This window comes from Tumebacillus amylolyticus (assembly GCF_016722965.1).
Lineage (GTDB): Bacteria > Bacillota > Bacilli > Tumebacillales > Tumebacillaceae > Tumebacillus > Tumebacillus amylolyticus.
This window is the reverse complement of sequence record NZ_JAEQNB010000002.1, coordinates 314,025-331,072: the sequence shown is the minus strand read 5'-3', so window position 1 is coordinate 331,072 and position 17,048 is coordinate 314,025. Positions and strand designations below refer to the sequence as shown.

At 54.8% G+C, this 17,048-nt stretch carries 21 protein-coding genes; 9 read left to right on the top strand and 12 right to left on the bottom strand.

Features of this window, described 5'->3' with window-relative positions:
- The first annotated feature begins 1 nt into the window (after position 1).
- The gene (locus tag JJB07_RS08550) at positions 2-949 is read left to right on the top strand and encodes a cysteine peptidase family C39 domain-containing protein (protein ID WP_201634500.1); all 948 of its coding nucleotides are present in this window, start codon (positions 2-4) and stop codon (positions 947-949) included.
- A 330-nt stretch (positions 950-1,279) separates the two neighbouring features.
- Here JJB07_RS08550 and spoVAE read toward each other — a convergent pair whose 3' ends face one another.
- The 7 genes from spoVAE to JJB07_RS08515 form a co-directional block, all read right to left on the bottom strand.
- Complete coding sequence (gene spoVAE, locus JJB07_RS08545) at positions 1,280-1,630, bottom strand: stage V sporulation protein AE (protein WP_201634497.1); 351 nt, start codon at positions 1,628-1,630, stop codon at positions 1,280-1,282.
- A gap of 20 nt (positions 1,631-1,650) precedes the next feature.
- Positions 1,651-2,661 (bottom strand): stage V sporulation protein AD, encoded by a 1,011-nt coding sequence (gene spoVAD / locus JJB07_RS08540; protein ID WP_201633639.1) that lies wholly within the window; start codon positions 2,659-2,661, stop codon positions 1,651-1,653.
- Positions 2,662-2,667: 6 nt separating this feature from the next.
- Entirely contained in the window at positions 2,668-3,141 is a 474-nt protein-coding gene (gene spoVAC, locus JJB07_RS08535; RefSeq protein WP_201633636.1) for a stage V sporulation protein AC, read from the bottom strand.
- A gap of 15 nt (positions 3,142-3,156) precedes the next feature.
- On the bottom strand, positions 3,157-4,017 hold the full coding sequence (locus JJB07_RS08530) for a DUF421 domain-containing protein (RefSeq protein ID WP_201633633.1): 861 nt from the start codon (positions 4,015-4,017) through the stop codon (positions 3,157-3,159).
- 57 nt (positions 4,018-4,074) lie between these two features.
- The gene (locus JJB07_RS08525) at positions 4,075-4,281 is read right to left on the bottom strand and encodes a DUF1657 domain-containing protein (RefSeq protein ID WP_201633630.1); all 207 of its coding nucleotides are present in this window, start codon (positions 4,279-4,281) and stop codon (positions 4,075-4,077) included.
- 111 nt (positions 4,282-4,392) lie between these two features.
- Positions 4,393-5,016, bottom strand: coding sequence for a DUF3886 domain-containing protein (locus JJB07_RS24385; RefSeq protein ID WP_201633627.1), 624 nt, complete (start codon positions 5,014-5,016; stop codon positions 4,393-4,395).
- Between the two features lie 4 nt (positions 5,017-5,020).
- Positions 5,021-5,323: a DUF1811 family protein gene (locus JJB07_RS08515; RefSeq protein ID WP_201633624.1), complete on the bottom strand. Its 303-nt coding sequence runs from the start codon at positions 5,321-5,323 to the stop codon at positions 5,021-5,023.
- 130 nt (positions 5,324-5,453) lie between these two features.
- Here JJB07_RS08515 and JJB07_RS08510 point away from each other — a divergent pair, with 130 nt between their 5' ends.
- Both JJB07_RS08510 and JJB07_RS08505 read left to right on the top strand, forming a co-directional pair.
- Positions 5,454-6,083 carry a Gmad2 immunoglobulin-like domain-containing protein gene (locus JJB07_RS08510; RefSeq protein WP_201633621.1) on the top strand — a complete coding sequence of 210 codons (630 nt, stop codon included), beginning with the start codon at positions 5,454-5,456 and terminating at the stop codon, positions 6,081-6,083.
- A 51-nt stretch (positions 6,084-6,134) separates the two neighbouring features.
- Entirely contained in the window at positions 6,135-6,644 is a 510-nt protein-coding gene (locus JJB07_RS08505; RefSeq protein WP_201633618.1) for a hypothetical protein, read from the top strand.
- A gap of 45 nt (positions 6,645-6,689) precedes the next feature.
- On the opposite strand, the gene JJB07_RS08500 is transcribed toward JJB07_RS08505, so the two are convergent.
- Both JJB07_RS08500 and JJB07_RS08495 read right to left on the bottom strand, forming a co-directional pair.
- Positions 6,690-7,190, bottom strand: a complete 501-nt coding sequence (locus JJB07_RS08500) for a sporulation membrane protein YtrI (protein ID WP_201633615.1) — start codon at positions 7,188-7,190, stop codon at positions 6,690-6,692.
- Entirely contained in the window at positions 7,187-7,510 is a 324-nt protein-coding gene (locus JJB07_RS08495) for a YtrH family sporulation protein (RefSeq protein ID WP_201633612.1), read from the bottom strand. The genes JJB07_RS08500 and JJB07_RS08495 overlap by 4 nt, the downstream gene beginning before the upstream one ends.
- Positions 7,511-7,739: 229 nt before the next feature.
- Here JJB07_RS08495 and JJB07_RS08490 point away from each other — a divergent pair, with 229 nt between their 5' ends.
- Together JJB07_RS08490 and JJB07_RS08485 are read left to right on the top strand one after the other, a co-directional pair.
- Positions 7,740-8,972 carry an MFS transporter gene (locus JJB07_RS08490; protein ID WP_201633609.1) on the top strand — a complete coding sequence of 411 codons (1,233 nt, stop codon included), beginning with the start codon at positions 7,740-7,742 and terminating at the stop codon, positions 8,970-8,972.
- A 148-nt stretch (positions 8,973-9,120) separates the two neighbouring features.
- The gene (locus JJB07_RS08485; protein ID WP_201633606.1) at positions 9,121-10,455 is read left to right on the top strand and encodes an oligosaccharide flippase family protein; all 1,335 of its coding nucleotides are present in this window, start codon (positions 9,121-9,123) and stop codon (positions 10,453-10,455) included.
- A 16-nt stretch (positions 10,456-10,471) separates the two neighbouring features.
- Here JJB07_RS08485 and JJB07_RS08480 read toward each other — a convergent pair whose 3' ends face one another.
- Together JJB07_RS08480 and JJB07_RS08475 are read right to left on the bottom strand one after the other, a co-directional pair.
- A complete protein-coding gene (locus JJB07_RS08480) occupies positions 10,472-10,693 on the bottom strand; it encodes a hypothetical protein (protein WP_201633603.1) in 222 nt (73 codons plus the stop codon).
- Between the two features lie 70 nt (positions 10,694-10,763).
- Complete coding sequence (locus JJB07_RS08475) at positions 10,764-11,102, bottom strand: histidine triad nucleotide-binding protein (protein WP_201633600.1); 339 nt, start codon at positions 11,100-11,102, stop codon at positions 10,764-10,766.
- Between the two features lie 108 nt (positions 11,103-11,210).
- Here JJB07_RS08475 and JJB07_RS08470 point away from each other — a divergent pair, with 108 nt between their 5' ends.
- Both JJB07_RS08470 and JJB07_RS08465 read left to right on the top strand, forming a co-directional pair.
- Entirely contained in the window at positions 11,211-12,515 is a 1,305-nt protein-coding gene (locus JJB07_RS08470) for an LCP family glycopolymer transferase (RefSeq protein WP_201633598.1), read from the top strand.
- Positions 12,516-12,626: 111 nt separating this feature from the next.
- On the top strand, positions 12,627-13,208 hold the full coding sequence (locus JJB07_RS08465) for a hypothetical protein (protein WP_201633596.1): 582 nt from the start codon (positions 12,627-12,629) through the stop codon (positions 13,206-13,208).
- A gap of 13 nt (positions 13,209-13,221) precedes the next feature.
- Here JJB07_RS08465 and JJB07_RS08460 read toward each other — a convergent pair whose 3' ends face one another.
- Positions 13,222-13,473 (bottom strand): AtpZ/AtpI family protein, encoded by a 252-nt coding sequence (locus JJB07_RS08460; RefSeq protein WP_201633593.1) that lies wholly within the window; start codon positions 13,471-13,473, stop codon positions 13,222-13,224.
- 180 nt (positions 13,474-13,653) lie between these two features.
- Between JJB07_RS08460 and JJB07_RS08455 the strand changes: the two genes are divergently transcribed.
- Positions 13,654-15,105, top strand: a complete 1,452-nt coding sequence (locus JJB07_RS08455; protein WP_201633590.1) for a leucyl aminopeptidase — start codon at positions 13,654-13,656, stop codon at positions 15,103-15,105.
- A gap of 156 nt (positions 15,106-15,261) precedes the next feature.
- Positions 15,262-17,001: an ATP-binding protein gene (locus JJB07_RS08450; RefSeq protein WP_201633588.1), complete on the top strand. Its 1,740-nt coding sequence runs from the start codon at positions 15,262-15,264 to the stop codon at positions 16,999-17,001.
- Positions 17,002-17,048: the final 47 nt, after the last annotated feature.

Sequence of the window (17,048 nt, the reverse complement as noted above, 5' to 3'; positions counted from 1 at the left end):
TATGACTCCTTACATAGGAAACGGGGCGTACAGCTACGCCGATTCAACTGCGATGTTGTTGCAGAGCATCGGCGAGGAGGTTTCGCCGTCGCTGATCGAAGTGCTCACGGGCGTGGGGCTTGGCGGGCTGTGGCTTGAAGAATACTCCATGCTGTATTTCGGAAACTGGGACTGCGCGCCGTACACGGGAATTGGCAAAGCGTTGGAGATGCTCGGCTTCACCTACACCGAGAAAGTCCGAACTCGCGACGCCGACCCGTCCGCCGTACTCGCTGAACTGCGTGCCGATTTGAAAAAAGGCCCCGTCGTGCTCGGGCCGCTCGACATGGGCTATCTCAGCTACAACCCGAACGCGCAAGGGCTGTTCGGCACTGACCATTACGTGTTCGCGTACGACATGGACGACGAGTATCTCTACCTCCACGATCCGGCAGGGTTTCCTCATGTGGGACTGACGCTTCAGCAGTTGATTCCGGCGTGGCGTACAGATTGCTTCTCTTACCGTCCTGAGGCGTACCAATGCTGGATGGCACCGGCGCGTGTGAAAACGCCAAGTGAGGAAGAGACTTACGAGGGAGCCCTGCGCTATTTCAAATCCACTTATGACGACGCTTCTGCCTACGCGGACCAAAACGGCGTGCCACAAGGCCGCGACGCGATCCTCGCATTGGCGGAGACGATCGCCACAGAGGGAGTCTCTCCGGAAATGCGCGGGCATCTCGCGCACTACCTCTTCAGCCTTGGAGCCAAGCGCGCCCTCGACTACACCGCGTACTTCCAAACCCGCGATCCGGAACTTGCCTCGATCAAAAAACGCCAAGCCCGACTGTTTGGCCAAGCGCATACGGTGCTTCTCTCCGAACAGATTCAAGCGTTGGTAACCACAATCCGTGAGCTCGCCGACGTGGAAGCGGAATTCCGCGATGCACTGTTCGCTCGCCTTGCATAAAAAAAGAGCCTGACTCCGCATCCCGCGAAGTCAGGCTCTTTTTTGAAAAGTTTGACAAATATCGCAAGAGGCGTATAATGGGTTTCAAACCAGATAATTTCGTGCATCGAAGGAACTTGTCTGAGCTTGCAATTTCATATGAAGGAGATGATTTAGCCATGAAGAAACTCGGTGGTTTTCTATTGGGAATCGTTCTGCCTTTCGCTGCTGTTGCGATCGCTCCGTTCTACGCGCTGTACGCACTGATCAACAATGTTACGGACACGTTTTTATAAAGTCGTTGAGACAAAAAAAGCTTCTGGACCCCGCGGGGATTCAGAAGCTTTTTTTCTACCCGCGCGCCCGAAAGACGAGCGATGCCAGAAATCCAAACACGATTGCCGCAGAGATTCCGGCGCTCGTCACTTCAAAGATCCCCGTCAGCACGCCGACGACGCCATGCAGTTTCCCTTCGGCGATCGCCCCTTGTACCAGTGCGTTGCCGAAGGAGGTAATCGGCACCGTGGCTCCGGCTCCGGCGAATTGAATCAGCGGTTCATACAGATTCAATCCCCCAAGCACGGCTCCGACGACGACCAGCGTGGACATCGTGTGCGCGGGGGTGAGTTTGCCTACGTCCATGAGAAATTGGCCGATCAGACAGATGACCCCCCCGACCAAAAAGGCCCAAACGAAAATCATCATGAGGACATCCTCCTTTTCTACATCTCAATCGAAACGGCATGCGCGACGCCAGGAATGCTTTCTCCTTGTTGAAACGACAGCGGAGAGAGCAGCGCACCCGTGGCGACGACCAAGATTTTTTGCCATGCGCCTTGTCGCATTCGGTTCAAGAGATGTCCGTATGTAACGGCCGCCGAGCATCCGCATCCGCTTCCGCCGGACCAAACGTCGGGGTTGTCGCCGTAGATCATGATGCCGGCGTCTTGATAGGTCTGCAAGGGAATGGTGATCCCGTGCCTCTCGAACAAGTCGCACAAAATACTGTGCCCGACGCGTCCGAGGTCGCCGGTCACGATCAAGTCATATGTATCGTACGGCAACTTACGGTCGCGAAAGTGCGCCTCGATCGTATCAAATGCAGCAGGTGCCATCGCCGCTCCCATGTTGAAGGGGTCTGTCAGACCCATGTCGACGACACGGCCGATCGTCGCCGACGTGACATGCACGCGATTGCGGGTTCCGTCGTTTCGGGCAACGACCGCTGCACCGCCTGCCGTGACCGTCCATTGAGCGGTCGGCGGTTTTTGCGATCCGTACTCGGTGGGATAGCGGAACTGCTTCTCTGCGGATGCGTTGTGCGAGCACGTCGCCGCCAATGCGTAGTCGGCCGATTGTTTGTCGACGAGCAATGAAGCCAACGCCAAGCCTTCCATAGAGGTCGAGCAGGCTCCGAACAACCCGAGGTAGGGAGCTGCCAAGGAACGTGCGGCAAACGAAGAAGAGATGATCTGGTTCATCAGATCACCGCCGAGGAAAAAGTTTACGTGTTCTTTGAGGACGCCCGCTTTTTCCAACGCTTTGTCGCAGGCTTCTTCGAGAAGCACTTTTTCAGCTTGCTCCCAGCTTTTTTGTTGCAACAGCATGTCGCCGTGCAACAAGTCAAAGTCATTGGCGAGCGGCCCGTTTGCTTCAAAGGGCCCGCCGACGGCGGCCGAGGCCAAGATCACAGGTTTGCTTGCAAACTCCCACGTTTGGTGTCCTTTGAGCATGCGATGTTACCCTCCCATTCCGATGATCGTGCGGAGCAAGCCGATCACAAATGCCGCCACGACGCCAAATACGATGACGGAGCCTGCCAGTTTGAACATGTTCCCGCCGACTCCGAGGACATAGCCTTCGCTTTTGTGCTCCAACGCGGCTGATACGATGGAGTTCGCGAAACCCGTCACGGGGACGGAAGTTCCTGCACCGGCCCATTGGGCGATGCGGTCGAACACACCAAATCCTGTCAGCAGTGTTGCGAGCAAGATCAGCACGGCGACGGTCGGGTTGCCGGCCGTTTTTTGCGTAAAGTTGAAGTAGTGGATGAAAAACATCTGAATCCCTTGTCCGAGCACCGATATCAACCCGCCGACCCAAAACGCGCGGACGAAGTTTTTGGCGAGCGGGCGAGGCGGTTCGTGAGACTTCGCCAGTTGTTGGTATTGCTGTTGGACGAGGGTGAGTTTTTTCTTGTTTGCTGTTGCCAAAGGGGATCACACCTTTCAGCGCATGAGGTACGGGGTGAGTTCGTCAAGGATTTCTTGCAGTTGTTGGGCGCCGGTTTCATAGAGCAATTTGGCTTGCTCGTTTTGGGTGGAGAGCGCGTAGAGTTCGAAGTCGGCTTGGCATTTTTTGAGCGTTGCGTAGACCAAGGGGCGCGGTTGGGGACTGGGGACTTGCAGTTTGTCGTCGTAGAGATCGACAGACATCTCGCCGTTCGAATCGACTTGCGCGAGAAATACGTTCTCCAAAGCGATGCCCTGCATGTCCAATTCGCTTTTCAACCACCGGCGGTTCATGCCCAAGGTGGCGAGCGATTCGTCCATGATGGTGCCGTCCATGATGACCGCTTGCGGTTCTTTCTCCGGTGCGACTTGCCAGTTCATTTTCTTGGGAGTGATCGGTTGGTTCTCGGCTTTGAGCAGCACGGAGACCTGTCCGTTGGTCTCCATCAACGCGAACTCGACATCGGCCACTTTGAACGCGCTTTTTAGGCGCAGTTGCTCCAGCAGTTCGTCGGTGGAGATGCGTTCTTTTTTGAGGTTTTCTTCCATGACTTTGCCGTTTTTGATCAAGACGCGGCCTTTGCCTTCCACAAAGTTGCGGATGATCTTGCTCTTCAAAGCCAACCAGCCGAGCAAGATCGGGAAGAGGGCGTAGATCGACATCGCGAGGAGGCCTTTGTACATCGGCCCGTTGACATCGTCCGCGATGATCGCAGCCATGTCCCCGATGGCAATCCCTACTGTATATTCGAAAAATGTCATCTGCGACAGTTGGCGTTTGCCGATCATTTTGGTGAAAATAAACACGGCTACGATCGAAACCATGGACCGAATGACAATCGTCACCCATTCCGGCATCTCCATTCCTCCTCAAAAAAAGGAGAGGCAGAGACCTCTCCTTTTCCAAAAACATGATTAGAAGCCTTTGTAGGTCGGCTCTTCTTTTTCCAATTCGTTGACTCGTTGCTGCATGGTGTTGACGATCGATTGGGTTTGCTGTGCGGCTTGGGTGTACATCTGTTTGGCTTTTTGGTTCTGCGTGCCCAGTGCGAATGTTTCCAAGCTCGCTTGGGCGCCTTTCAAGGAAGCCAGTGTGGTTTTTACCTGTTGAGAAACAGTCATGGGTTTATCACCTCCGTTCAACGATGATAGAATGAGCAAGGGGAGAGAAGGATATTCTTCACATAAAAAAAGTGTCGATCACGTGAGTATGATCGACACTTTTCGACTTACTTATTTGTAGTTCTTCCAGTCCATCTTGGTGTTGTTCAGAAGGTACTCGAAGTTGTTCTCCAATTCCTTTTTCTCTTTCTCACGGCGGTCGAGTTCGGCTTTGCGTTTGGTTTCTTGGGCGGTTTTTTCCTGCTCCTTCAACTCATTGGACTGTTCTGTCAGTTTGGCGAGTTGTTCGGGGGAGAGGAGGTCTTTGAGCGTGGTCGGTTTGTCCTTGGGCAGGTCGCCTTGGTTGTAGCGTTGGTCGTGACGCGGGGTATTGCCCGCCACGCCGGTGGCCGGCTTCTTGCCGGATTTTTTCTTGTTGGTGCTCATCGTGGATTTCACCCTTTCATTCAAGTGTCCACGTCCTCGAAGCTCGGCGAGGACACCCTGTTTGTCCTTGGTGACGAGAAAGACTTCTTGGACAGCCACGGTCGTTTTGGCCAGCAACTTGAGGCCGCTGTCGGTGAAGTATTGGAAGGTCAGCTCTTCGTGCTCCGACTTGTTCGGCGAAATGACCCCGGTGATGACAGACTGCACGCCGGGAATTTTCGCGAGGTCGTCCAGAACAGCTTCGTAGCCGCCGATGATCGTGTGCATTTTGGTCACGCCGTTTTCGCGGTGACGGTGTTTCTTGGCCATGTGCTTATACCAGCATCGCCATCGGGTACGCTTCTTCCAAACGCACCCCGTTGCGATAGCCCCATGCCATCACGCCGTCCATGCGCGTGATCTCAAAACGGTCGGTGGTGTCAATCACGGTGTACGTCTTGCCAATTTCCACGGCATCGAGCGGAAGCAGGTACGATTTCGCGACGTAGTACTTGCGCTCCAAGACGTCCAGTTCTTCATACCGCTCGTCGGAGAGGGCCCGGTGCCCTTCGTCTTGCAGGCGGGTCATTTCTGCTTCTAGTTCTTCGTGGGTCATGTCTCGGTACAATTTCGCCATCTTAGAAGACTCCTTGCCATCAAAAGTAAGATGAATCCAGTATACCACATCTCCAGACGTTGTCTCCGAGAGGCTATATGGTATAGACTAGGAACTAATACGATTCTTAACAAGGCAAGGGGGCGTTAGAATGAGCTTCAAGAAATGGGCAACAGCCGGAGCCGTTGTGATCGTGCTCGGCGGCGGCGGATTCACGGCGTACCAGTACACCCAAGGTGACAAACTCGTCACGGCACCGGTCGACTCCACTCCGTCGCAACCTTCCGACTCCACGAAACCAGCGCAACCGGCCCCTGTTCCTCAAGACAACAGCACGACCCCAAGCAACGGCACCAACGATCCGTCACCCTCCGAGGGAGGGACGACCACGCCCACACCGAGTACGTCCGATGTCATCACACTCTCCGCGTATTCGGGAAGCGGTTCGTATCCCTTGAAGGGGGCGGCGTTCTCGAACAACTCCTTCCAACTCGAACGCATCGATTGGAGCGAATCGAGCAAGACGCTTTCGTTCATCGGCAAGATGCGCGCTTTCGAAGCGGTGGGGTACTTCCGTGTTCGTGATCAGAACAAGGTGGTCATCGAATCGGAAAGCGGGATCAAAGCCAGCGCCGGCGCACCGGAATGGGGCACGATCAAAGCCGATCTTTCGCTTCCTCCCGAGTACAAAGGGCAGACGCTGACCGTGGACTTTTACACCAAAAGCGCCAAGGACGGCTCCCGCACAGACATGCTCAGTTTGAAGATCAAACTGCAATAGCATTTTAATAGTAGAAAGTGAACCTAGAGTAGAAGTGAGGAATGACCGCACATGGAGAAACAACCCTATCTCGGCCTGCTCTCCGGGCAGGACGCGTTGGCGGAGCTTCGCAACTATCCCTTGCCTGTCGGCACAGGCATTCTACATATCCCCGACCAGGAGTTGACGTGGCCGATGTTGGTGCCACAGGGTGGTGTGCAGATTCGTCTACACCAAGGCGACGAGCAGGAATTGACGTATGGCATGGTGACGGGCCTCGTCGTATTCGAAGAGACGTTCCATTTGATCGGACGTGTCGACTATGCGCTGCGTGAAGCGGAGCACACCGCGCTGTTCCGTTTGGAATGGAAAGCGGACAAAGCGATGCTCGAATCGGTCGCCGAACTGGGCATCCTCGTCTTGAGCGATGAAGTACCGCCGAAGTTCGCCGAACGTGAACAACTGGTCGCCTATCTGTCCAACGTCCCGACGTTTGTCTGCCAATTGGAGGAACAGGAGTTGCACCGTCTGCGCATTCAGATGATCCGCATGAATGCACAAGCGCAATTCCTGGCCGAGTAAGCAAAAGGAGACCCGATGCGGCTCGGCCGCGAGGGTCTCTTTTTATTAGGGAAGCACCGTTGGGGGCTCGCTTTCGTGTTTGATGGTTTTTTGTTCCTTGAGGGCGTTGACGTAGACCGTGGTGGTTTCGCCGATGATGACGGATGTAATTTGCAGGTGCAGGGTCTGCCCGCCGATTTCGAGGCTTCTGCCTTCGAGGAGGCTTTTGAACAAGTTGGGGTCGTTCTCCAGCAGGGAAAGTTCTTTGTCGAGCATGGTGTTGAGCTGGCGTTTGACTTCCCGCTGGACGGCGACTTTGGCGAATTCGTCGGGGGCCTGTTCGACGACGATGTTCAATTTGCGCAGGCGGCGGTCTTTGTACTTCTGTGCGTGCGAGAGTTCGTCTTCGAGTTTTTGCTTGTCTTCCAGCAATTGTTGGGCGGTCTCCCGGCACTGCAGGTATTTGAGATAGAGCAAGTCGAGGTCATGCCCGCGCATCGCAAGCAGGGCGGCCGCGCCAAACAGCGTCCCGACCGCAAGGGTGGCAAAAAATTGGCGGTTCTTCATCGGATGTCTCCCACCAACCACTTCACGATATAGAATCCGGCGTTGCAGCCCAAAAAGGCTGCGAGCAGGTAGCAAAACTGTTTGACGATCCCGTTGAACTGCAGATCGAACACGCCGGTGTCGATCAGTTTGAGCGTGTCATACGTGCCGCCAAGGGCTGCGACCAACGCCCAGATTTTCAACTGCTCGGCGAGTTTGAGCATGGAATTCATGGGCGGGTGATGCATGAGAAAAGCGCCGAGGGCGCCAATGATCGAACCGCCGAGGACGATCCCGAGCGCCACGAAAAAGTCCAACACGACCGTACTGAAAAAGGGCATTCGCGATCTCCCCCCTGTCCACAGTTGTCCCTCTTTGGGATTCTATGCGGTGCAAAACGCGGACATGCGAAAGGGAATGGGGGCTGGGGTTTTTTGTGTTTTCAGAGAATTTGTACTTTACACGAGGGATAAGTTAAGAATACAATCGAAGCATACAAAAAATTTTTGACTATACTCTTTGGGAATTTGCAAGAGGTAAGATAAAATGGACAAGGGGAGGGGTGTCAGAATGATTGCTTTCATGAAACGCAACCCCAGATTCTTCCGGTTTTGGTTGGCCACATGGGCTTCCGATCTCGGGGACTGGGTGCGAAACATCACGATGATGTTCTTGGTGCTGGACCTCTCAAAGGGCTCTGCGCTGTCACTTTCATTCAATTTGTTCTGTGAGTACGCTCCAATCTTCCTCTTCGGGTTGTTTGTGGGCGCGTTGGCGGATCGATGGAATCGCCAGCGAACGGTTATGGGAGCGATCTTATTCCGAGCACTCATTATGGCGTTGTTGGTCGTTGCCTATCTGAACGGATCGTTGTACATGATCTATGCTTGTGCCTTCGTCTCCGCGATTGGCACGTTGTTTTTCCGCTCTTCGAACATGGGATTTTTCATGCTGTTCGTGGACGCGGAGGACCGCAAATATGCAACGAGTTTGCGTCAAGCATCCAGCTCGGCGGTCCAACTGCTGGGGCCGACGGCGGGGGCGGCGTTTTATTTGCTCATCGGGGCGAGCGGCGGGCTGGCTGTGACGGTTACGCTGTTTCTCGTGGCGGTCTGGCTGCTTTCGACCATCCGTGTCGATCAACCGGAATCGAGCAAGGTGCGGACATTCAGTGGAATTTGGGTGGATGTCAAAGCCGGATTCCAGTATTCGTGGGGCAATTCGTACGTTCGTCCGGTGCTGTTCGTGTACATGATGTACGGGATGGCTGCCGGCATCATCAACGTGCTGGAAGTGTTCATCGTCACCGATTTCCTCGGCTTGCCCAAGGAAATGATGGCGATTCTGGCTTCGGTGCAGGGGGCGGGGATGTTCGTGTCCTCACTGATCATCGGCAAATTGAAAGTACCGCTGCATCGTATGGTTTCGATGGGGATGCTCATTGCGGGAGCTTTTCTCGCCGGGATGGTCGCCGTCAACAACTTCTACATGACGGCGGCGTCGCTTGTGGTGTTCTCGTTTGGACTGATGATGGTCAATGTCGGAATCACGACGATTCTGCAAACCAAAGTGGACTTTACGTTCCAAGGACGCACGCAAATGTCGGCCTCGACGGTTTTCAACGGGTTTATGGTGATGACGATGCTGTCGTCCGGCTGGTTGCTCAAAGCGTTCACGATCCGGCCGGTCATCTTGCTCAGCGGCGGATTGGCAGCGCTTTCGGGCGTGGTTTTGTTCGCGATCTTCAGCCGTGTGATTCGCCGTGAGAACGGCGTCGGAGCTCCCAATACGGAAGCGGCGTAGATGTCGAGAAGATGATGAGAGCCTGATGATTGGCTAAAAAAGGGCATCTCCGCGCTTGCGGACGATGCCCTTTTTTCTGCTCTATGCTACAATGTGAGGAGTGTAACAAAGTCAAGTCGAATGAAGGTGTAAGAGAATGACTCCGTTGATGCGGATCTTTTGGGCATTGTTCTATAAGTTTTTCCTCTCCGGGGTGTCGTTTGTGACCTCGATCATCACCGCTCGCTATCTGGGCCCGACGGGGCGAGGGTATCTGACGAACACGCAAAACTATTTCAGCTATTATTCGCCGGTAATCGGAACGTTCAGTGAATACATTCCATACGGGATCAACAAGCAGAAGCGCGATCCACAGGCGGTCTTCTCGACATCGCTTCAATATTACGCGGTGCTCGCAGGCACACTGTTTGCTTTGGCGCTTTTGGGGACGAAATGGCTGTGGGGCGGCTTCTGGGGCATCGACCCATTGGCGACCCGCGGCGCTTGGATTGTGGGCATCATGGCACCGTTTGCGATGTTCCACGTCTATGTGACGCGTCTGATGTGGGGCATGAACGAATTGGAATGGTTGAACCGCTTGAACACCGTGCAGGCGGTCGTGTTCCTTCTGCTGATGCTCCTCGTGGTGTTCGGATTCAGACCGATTGAAGCCAGCCAGACGATCTATGTGATCGGGGCGTGGTTCGGCTCCTACGTGCTGACCTCGATGTTCTCGCTCTATGTGGTCCGGCGCAAGACCAACTTCCGCATTACGCTTCGTGGGGACAAAACGATCCGCCGCGAGACGATGAATTTCGGCTTGAATTTGGTCGGCGCAAACTTGCTCTGGATTCTGAATGCGCGCATCGACATGACGCTGGTGTTCTGGCTGCTCGGACCGACCAACATGGGCGTGTACTCGACGGCGATCATCACGGCGGAACTGTTGAACGTGCTCTCCTCGTCGATTCTGCAAGTCGTGCTGACGCGGATGTCGACGCTCGAAGAGAAAGACTCCACGCAATTGACGGCGAGGATCTTCCGCCATACGGCGGTTGTCGTCATTCTCTCGGTGATCGGGATGTACACGATCATGACGTGGGTGATGCAGTTGGCGTATGGGGCGAAGTTTATGGCGGCGACACCGATCTTCCACGTCGTAATTCCGGGGATTGCCCTGTACGGACTGACGACGGTGCTGACGACGTTTTTCAACAACCAACTCGGACGTCCGCGTGTGACGACGATGTTGCAGTTCGTTTCGATTCTCACCAACGTCGTGGTTTCCGTGTTGCTGATTCCGCACTTGGGGATGATGGGCAGTGCGTGGGCGAAGACGCTCGCGTATATGACGATGTTCCTCGTTACGGTGTACAGCTTTGGACGTTTGACCGGCTATCCTGTGCGCAAACTGTTCTACCTGCAACCGGACGAAGTGGCCCAGTACCGCTCGCTGCTCCGCAAAATTCGGGCGAAAGTACAAAGAAAGACCGCGGCCGAGTGACGGGCGCGGTCTTTTTTCATGAATTGGAGGAACGGCGCCGACGGGCGCTCGCCTGGTAATAGCGTTCGATGCTGATCTTCATCTTGCGGTAGAAGAACAGCACGATCAAGGCGGAGATGAGGACGTTGATATAGGGAAGATACGGGGAAACTGGTGTATGGGCCAGAATACGAGAAACGCCGAGCGTCGCAACCAATGTGAACAGCAACGTGTTGAAAAATGGAGCGAACTTCGCCACGAAACAATCCCCTCTTCTCTACATCAAGTTACATCCAGTGTACCATTTTGTTGAAAAAAGTAGAAGAGTTTTACATCTTCCATTCCAATTGTCGTCCGCCGACCACATGGTAGTGGAGATGGAAGACGGTCTGTTGGCCGTGCTCGTTGGTGTTCGTGATGACGCGGAAGCCGGATTCGGCCACCCCGAGCTCGCGCGCGACGTGTTGGATGCCTTGGTGCAGTTTGAGCAGGGTCTCGCTGTCGTCCGGCGTGATTTCCAGCACGTTTTGGATGTGTTTTTTCGGGATGACGAGGGCGTGGACCGGGGCGATCGGGTTGATGTCGTGGAAGGCGAAAACGTGGTCGTCCTCGTAGATTTTTTTCGACGGAATTTCACCTGCGACGATTTTGCAGAAGATGCAATCCATGAAACAATTCCTCCTTGGCACGATATGGTTGTCCTGTATGTAGAGTACCAGATTCGAAGGGAAAAGTCGCCGACGCGTGGAATAGAAGATGATGTGGAGGAGATTCCAGTGAAGAAAAAAGTATGGTGGCGCCTCATTGGCTTCGTGCTGGTGGTTGTGGTGCTGTTTGCCGGATACAATGTGTATTCGATGTTTTCGTTCTTCCATACGGTTTCGGCGAACAAACCGTTCTCGACCGGAGACCAGCCGTTGAACACGGCGAAATGGGAGGGCAAGGGTGCGGTCAACATCCTGTTCATGGGGGTGGACCGTCGCGATCCGAATGACCGTCCGCGCTCGGACACGATGCTGTTGGCGAGCCTCAACCCGGACACGAAGCAGGTTTCGGTGTTCTCGATTATGCGGGATACGTATGTGGACATCCCGGGAGTCGGCAGGTCCAAGATCAACGCGGCGTTTGCCGACGGAGGTCCGGAGTTGTTGATCGATACGATCCAGAATTTCTTGAAGATCCCGATTCACTACTACGTGGCGACCGACTTTGAAGGGTTTGCGAAGATCATCGATTCGATTGGCGGAATTGACGTCAACGTGCCGGAGGACTTCGTACACGCCGACGACGGGATCTACGACATCAATTTGAAAAAAGGCCAGCAGCACCTCAACGGGCAGCAGGCACTCGAATACGTGCGCTTCCGTGGGACGCCGCGTGCAGACTTTGACCGCACGGAGCGCCAGCGCGAAGTCGTCAAACTGGTTGCGGAGAAAATGAAGTCGCCGAGCATGTTGATGAAAGCTCCGCAGATTCTCAAAACGATTGAGCCTTATACGCAGTCCAATCTCGGAGACAACTTGTTCTCGCTGGGGACGTTGGCGATGTCGTTGGATTCGTCGAATATGAAGACCGAGCAGATTCCGCCGGTGGAAGCGCTGACGGAGACGTACGTGGGCGACGAAGCGGTGCTGATGCCAAACGTCGGTCAAGTGCGGGATTATGTGCAGGGGATACTCAACGATCCGAACGCCGGTGCCGCGCAAGATGCGAACGGCACGGGCTCCGGGAAAAATGGAACCGGGAGTTCGGGCACGGGCTCCGGGAAAAATGGGACCGGGAGTTCCGGCACAGGCCAGGGTCAAAACGGCACTGGCGGCACCAGCACAGGTTCAGGCAAAAACGGAACCGGCGGCACCGGCAGCAGCTCCACCGCTCAGTCGGGCTCCGGCCAGACCGCCGTGGTCACCGGAGAAACGGTGAACTTGCGCGCAAAGCCGGGCACCGAGTACCAAGTGATCGGGCAAGTGTTCCAAGGCGATGTGCTGACCGTCGAGGAACAAGTCAACGACTGGTACTATGTACAGACCTCGACCGGCATGTACGGCTACGTGACGTCCGCGCTCGTCAAACTTCAATAAGAAAAGCCCTTGGCTTCGGCCGAGGGCTTTTTTTGTTTGAACAAAACCGACCTCTCCACGCATATAGTGATGGTACTACACGCGGCGGGCACGAAGGGGAGGTGTCGCTAGATGGAGAACCAGATTGTCATCTATCGGAACATTTCAGGCGAGACGACCCGTGCCCAAGTAGACCAATGGAAGACGCGGGTTGCTCGTTCCGGGATTCAGATGGAAGAGAAGGGAAAGGGCAAGACGTTGATCTTTCACCTCTACGTGAAGGACGACGAAGTGATTTTTTACATGTATGAGAACGGGAAGTCGTTGCATGTGTTGATTGAGTACATGCGAGTGAAGAAAAGCGATGGCAGGATGGTCAAAGTGATCGATGCGCTGATCACCGACCTGCAATTGCGAGGGGAAAAGTACCAGACGATACGGGGCGAGCTGTATCGAACGCTCTACTTGAATGGATTGATCATGGATGACGGCCCGTTCGCGGAGCGCAAACTCGCGCCCGATTTTGATCTGCGGTTGAGCCGCGAAATCTTGCTGGGCCACATCTACATCGTGCTCGATGAGTACGCCAATGCCAAGCGGCTGGGGCTGACCGATCTCGAAGCAGAAGCTTCGGAGCGGCTGCGGTCGTTTGCAGAAGAGGTCCAGAAAGTCGACGAGATCTTGAAAAACAACCGCTTCAACAAAGAAACCTAACCCCATCCCCTGCTTACTGCTTTTTGGAGCGGGCTTCCGGGCCGTACTTCTGAAGCAATTTCACCACACCCAAGACGCCGCCGGTGAGACCGAGCAAGATCCCCAGCAACAACATCCACGGAGTTGTACCCCACAATCCATCCAACCATTTGCCCAGAAAGACCCCGGCGACCACACACGACGCCAGATCAACCCCGATTGCGGAAACCAGCCCAAACGCTTGCCACGCTTCCTTGCCGTCTGTCTTGTAAGGATTCTGATCCATGTCGCTCACCTCCTACGGCTAGTGTATGACTGCCTTTTTGAAAAAAAACAAGAGAGAGCCGAATGCTCGGCTCTCTTTGTTATTTTTCTCAGTATAGCATGAAGACGGACCGGGATGAATCGTAAAAACCCGATGGGTATTGTATACTGAGAAGGACTAGCACCAAGGAGGAACTTTTTTATGAACGTACACGTACATACTTTTACGAGCTTGGAAGCGGTTACAGCCGACTCCCTGCTTGTGTTCTACACGAAAAGCGATGCACTCTCGCCGGAACTGCTCGAACTGGATACGGAGCTTGGCGGCGAGTTGAAAGCGATGTTTGCAGACCGCGAATTGTCCGGCAAGAACGGCTCGGTCGCGCACATCCGCACGTCCGGACGTCTGCAAGCGACGCATCTGTTCCTCGTCGGCTTGGGCGAATCGGACAAACTCGATGCGGAAAAAGTGCGAGAGGCCGCCGGCAGCGCCGCTCGCTCGCTCAAGGGCCGCACCGTGGCGGTGGCTCCGTTCACCGATGAATTCGCGCTGGCGACGGTGGAAGGTCTGTTGATGGGTCGCTATGTCTATTCGGCTCACAAATCGAAGCCGGAGGAAGACAAGCGCTTCTCCGAATTGCTCGTGCTCTCCAACGGCGACATCGCGTCTGTCGTTGAAGCTGCACAAATTCACGCAGAGGCGGTCAATGTGGCCCGCGACTACGTGAACATGCCGGCGAACCTGCTCGACCCGGTGATTTTTGGGGACAAAGCCAAGGCAGTCGGCGAAGCGGAAGGCTTGACCGTCGAAATTCTCGACGAAAACCAACTCAAGGAGCAAGGTCTGAACCTCTTGCACGCCGTCGGGGTTGGGTCTGACATTCCGCCGCGCCTCGTCGTTTTGAAATACGTTGGCGCACCGGACAGCCAAGAAACTCTCGGCATGGTCGGCAAAGGCGTAACGTTCGACACGGGCGGGTACATCATTAAACCGGAAGCCGGCATGCCGAACATGCATACCGACATGGGCGGTGCCGCCTGCGTGCTGTTTGCGATGCAAGCGATCGCACGCAAGAAATTGAAAGTCAACGTCATCGGCATCCTCTGCCTCGCGGAGAACATGATCTCCGGTCGTGCGTTCAAACCGGGCGATGTGGCGGTGGCGTTCAACGGCAAGACGGTCGAAATGATCGACACCGACTGCGAAGGGCGTCTCGTTCTCGCGGACGGCGTTGCTTATGCGAAACATCTCGGCGCAACGGCGATTGTGGATACGGCAACGCTTACGGGGGCTGTCGTTTCGGCACTCGGCTATGTATCGGCTTCGCTGTACGGCAACGACGACGCGTTCGTCGAGCAAGTGCGTCTGGCGGGCGCAGAAGTCGGCGAAAAGCTCTGGACGCTGCCGAACTTCGAAGAGTACCAAGACTTGATCGACTCCAAAGTCGCGGACTACATCAACTACTCCGGTCGCAACGCAGGCGCGATTGCCGGCGGGGTGTTCATCGCGGCGTTTGCAGACGACGTTCCGTTCTGCCACATCGACATGGCGAACATGTCTCGTGCAAACTCCACCAAGGGCTACACCGTTACCGGCGGCACGGCGTTCTCCACCCGAACGCTGATCCAATTGGCCCAGACGTTCGCGAAGTAGAGAAAAAAGACCCACAGGCCAAGTGCCGTGGGTCTTTTTTTGGTGGGTCGAAAGTAAGTATTAATTTTAATGATCAAGGAGGAAAATGCACCCATATGACGAATTGTGAAGGAGAAGGAGTAGGGACGACTTATACAAAACAAGGTTGGTGGGATCGTGAGCCACATCGAGTTGAACTCATTTGTACGCGACCAGTTGGAAGAGATTATTGATTGCGCAGCGAACACAGAGACATTTGCGCAGACCAAATTATTGGCCGCTCCGATACGTGAATTTACGCACTGGTTGATGGATTGTCTATTAGAGGGAGTCGGTGTGGTGGTCCACCCGGAATTTGTGGAGCTTGGAGACGTGCTTGGCGATCACGGAGCCTCTCTTCAGCAGATCCGCGAGATTTTGGAAGGCACGCGCCGGATTTTGTTTATCGTCATCCGCGAAGTCTCCCGCTTGTCGGAGGACGCGGGCGATCCGTTTGAGATCATGGACGCTTCGATGAAATTGCTCGAAGTGAACCACTCCGAATTGTTGGAACGTTATGTGATCAACCGCGAACGCAAAATGGAAGAGACGCATCTGCAGAACTTGGAGATCGTCCTCGACTCCATTCCGAACTCGATCTTGACCTACGACGAGAACGGTTTGCTTACGTATGCCAACCACACGGCGCTCGAATTGATGGAAGTGGACGAGGACGACATCATCGGCCGTCACTTCGACAATTTGTTGCCGTTCCCAGGCTACTCCCGTTCGGGGAAAAAGATCTGGATTACGCAAGAGCTGATCCCGCTCTCCGACGGACGCGGTTCGATTCTGATCGGCTATCCGATCGTGCGGGAGTTGGAATACTACCGCATCTTGCAAGCGCAGACGGAGTTTATCTTCAACGCGATGACCGAAGGCTTGGTCATTCTCGACAAGGACAACATCATCACCACGTTCAACTCGCGCGCCGAGCAGTTGTTTGGCATCTCGCGCAATGAGATGGTCAACCACAAAGGTTCGCTGTTCTTGGAGAAGTTGCAGATGGACGATCATCTCAGTCTGTTGCATGAGACGTTGCGTACGGGGAGTCATTTTACAGACATTCAACAGACGATTTCGTCGTCCGACGGAGTGGAGCGCATCTTGAAGACCTCGACGCGTTCGCTGATGGGCGAGGACGGCGAAATTCTCGGCGCCATCGGGATATTCGAGGATTTGACAGACCGTTTGTTCCTGGAAGAGCAAGTGCGCCGAGCGGAGAAGTTCTCCGTGCTGGGCAAGTTTGCCGCGGGGATTGCGCATGAGATTCGCAACCCGTTGACGACGGCGAAAGGCTTCTTGCAACTGTTGCCAAGCGATTCGCCCGACCCGAAGATTCGCCAACTGAAGGAAGTCGTCATCCCGGAGATCGACCGCGCCAACGAGATCATCACCGATTTCCTGATGATCGCCAAACCGAGCGCACCGAAATTGAAGATCGACTCGCTGCCGAATCTGATCGACGATCTTGCGGCGTTGATTCAACCGCAAGCGATCATGCAGAACGTCGAGCTCTCGGTGATCAAAGCGGAGCATTTGAGCGGACGTGTGGCGTTGGATCGCGACCAGATGTTGCAGGTGTTCTTGAACTTGACCAACAACGCCATCGATGCGATGAGCGAGGGCGGACGTTTGGAGTTGGAGATGCAGAATTGCATCTCGCACGTCGCCGTCCACTTCAGAGACACCGGCGTCGGGATGGACAAAGAAACCATCGAGCGCGTCTTCGAGCCGTTCTACACCCGCAAGCAGAACGGCACGGGCCTTGGACTCGCCGTTTCGCACCGCATCATCGAGGGTCACAACGGCACGATTCACGTGACGTCGACAATCGGCGAAGGCAGTACGTTTACGATTCAACTGCCGTACTCGTAATTCTACAGCCGGCTTGGTTCGGGTAGACTAACGAGAGGGAGGGATGC

Coding starts and splice junctions, on each gene's coding strand:
- JJB07_RS08550 (WP_201634500.1), top strand. CDS start 2: ATGACTCCTTACATAGGAAACGGGGCGTACAGCTACGCCGATTCAACT.
- spoVAE (WP_201634497.1), bottom strand. CDS start 1,630: ATGATTTTCGTTTGGGCCTTTTTGGTCGGGGGGGTCATCTGTCTGATC.
- spoVAD (WP_201633639.1), bottom strand. CDS start 2,661: ATGCTCAAAGGACACCAAACGTGGGAGTTTGCAAGCAAACCTGTGATC.
- JJB07_RS08530 (WP_201633633.1), bottom strand. CDS start 4,017: ATGCCGGAATGGGTGACGATTGTCATTCGGTCCATGGTTTCGATCGTA.
- JJB07_RS08525 (WP_201633630.1), bottom strand. CDS start 4,281: ATGACTGTTTCTCAACAGGTAAAAACCACACTGGCTTCCTTGAAAGGC.
- JJB07_RS24385 (WP_201633627.1), bottom strand. CDS start 5,016: ATGGCCAAGAAACACCGTCACCGCGAAAACGGCGTGACCAAAATGCAC.
- JJB07_RS08515 (WP_201633624.1), bottom strand. CDS start 5,323: ATGGCGAAATTGTACCGAGACATGACCCACGAAGAACTAGAAGCAGAA.
- JJB07_RS08510 (WP_201633621.1), top strand. CDS start 5,454: ATGAGCTTCAAGAAATGGGCAACAGCCGGAGCCGTTGTGATCGTGCTC.
- JJB07_RS08505 (WP_201633618.1), top strand. CDS start 6,135: ATGGAGAAACAACCCTATCTCGGCCTGCTCTCCGGGCAGGACGCGTTG.
- JJB07_RS08500 (WP_201633615.1), bottom strand. CDS start 7,190: ATGAAGAACCGCCAATTTTTTGCCACCCTTGCGGTCGGGACGCTGTTT.
- JJB07_RS08495 (WP_201633612.1), bottom strand. CDS start 7,510: ATGCCCTTTTTCAGTACGGTCGTGTTGGACTTTTTCGTGGCGCTCGGG.
- JJB07_RS08490 (WP_201633609.1), top strand. CDS start 7,740: ATGATTGCTTTCATGAAACGCAACCCCAGATTCTTCCGGTTTTGGTTG.
- JJB07_RS08485 (WP_201633606.1), top strand. CDS start 9,121: ATGCGGATCTTTTGGGCATTGTTCTATAAGTTTTTCCTCTCCGGGGTG.
- JJB07_RS08475 (WP_201633600.1), bottom strand. CDS start 11,102: ATGGATTGCATCTTCTGCAAAATCGTCGCAGGTGAAATTCCGTCGAAA.
- JJB07_RS08465 (WP_201633596.1), top strand. CDS start 12,627: ATGGAGAACCAGATTGTCATCTATCGGAACATTTCAGGCGAGACGACC.
- JJB07_RS08460 (WP_201633593.1), bottom strand. CDS start 13,473: ATGGATCAGAATCCTTACAAGACAGACGGCAAGGAAGCGTGGCAAGCG.
- JJB07_RS08455 (WP_201633590.1), top strand. CDS start 13,654: ATGAACGTACACGTACATACTTTTACGAGCTTGGAAGCGGTTACAGCC.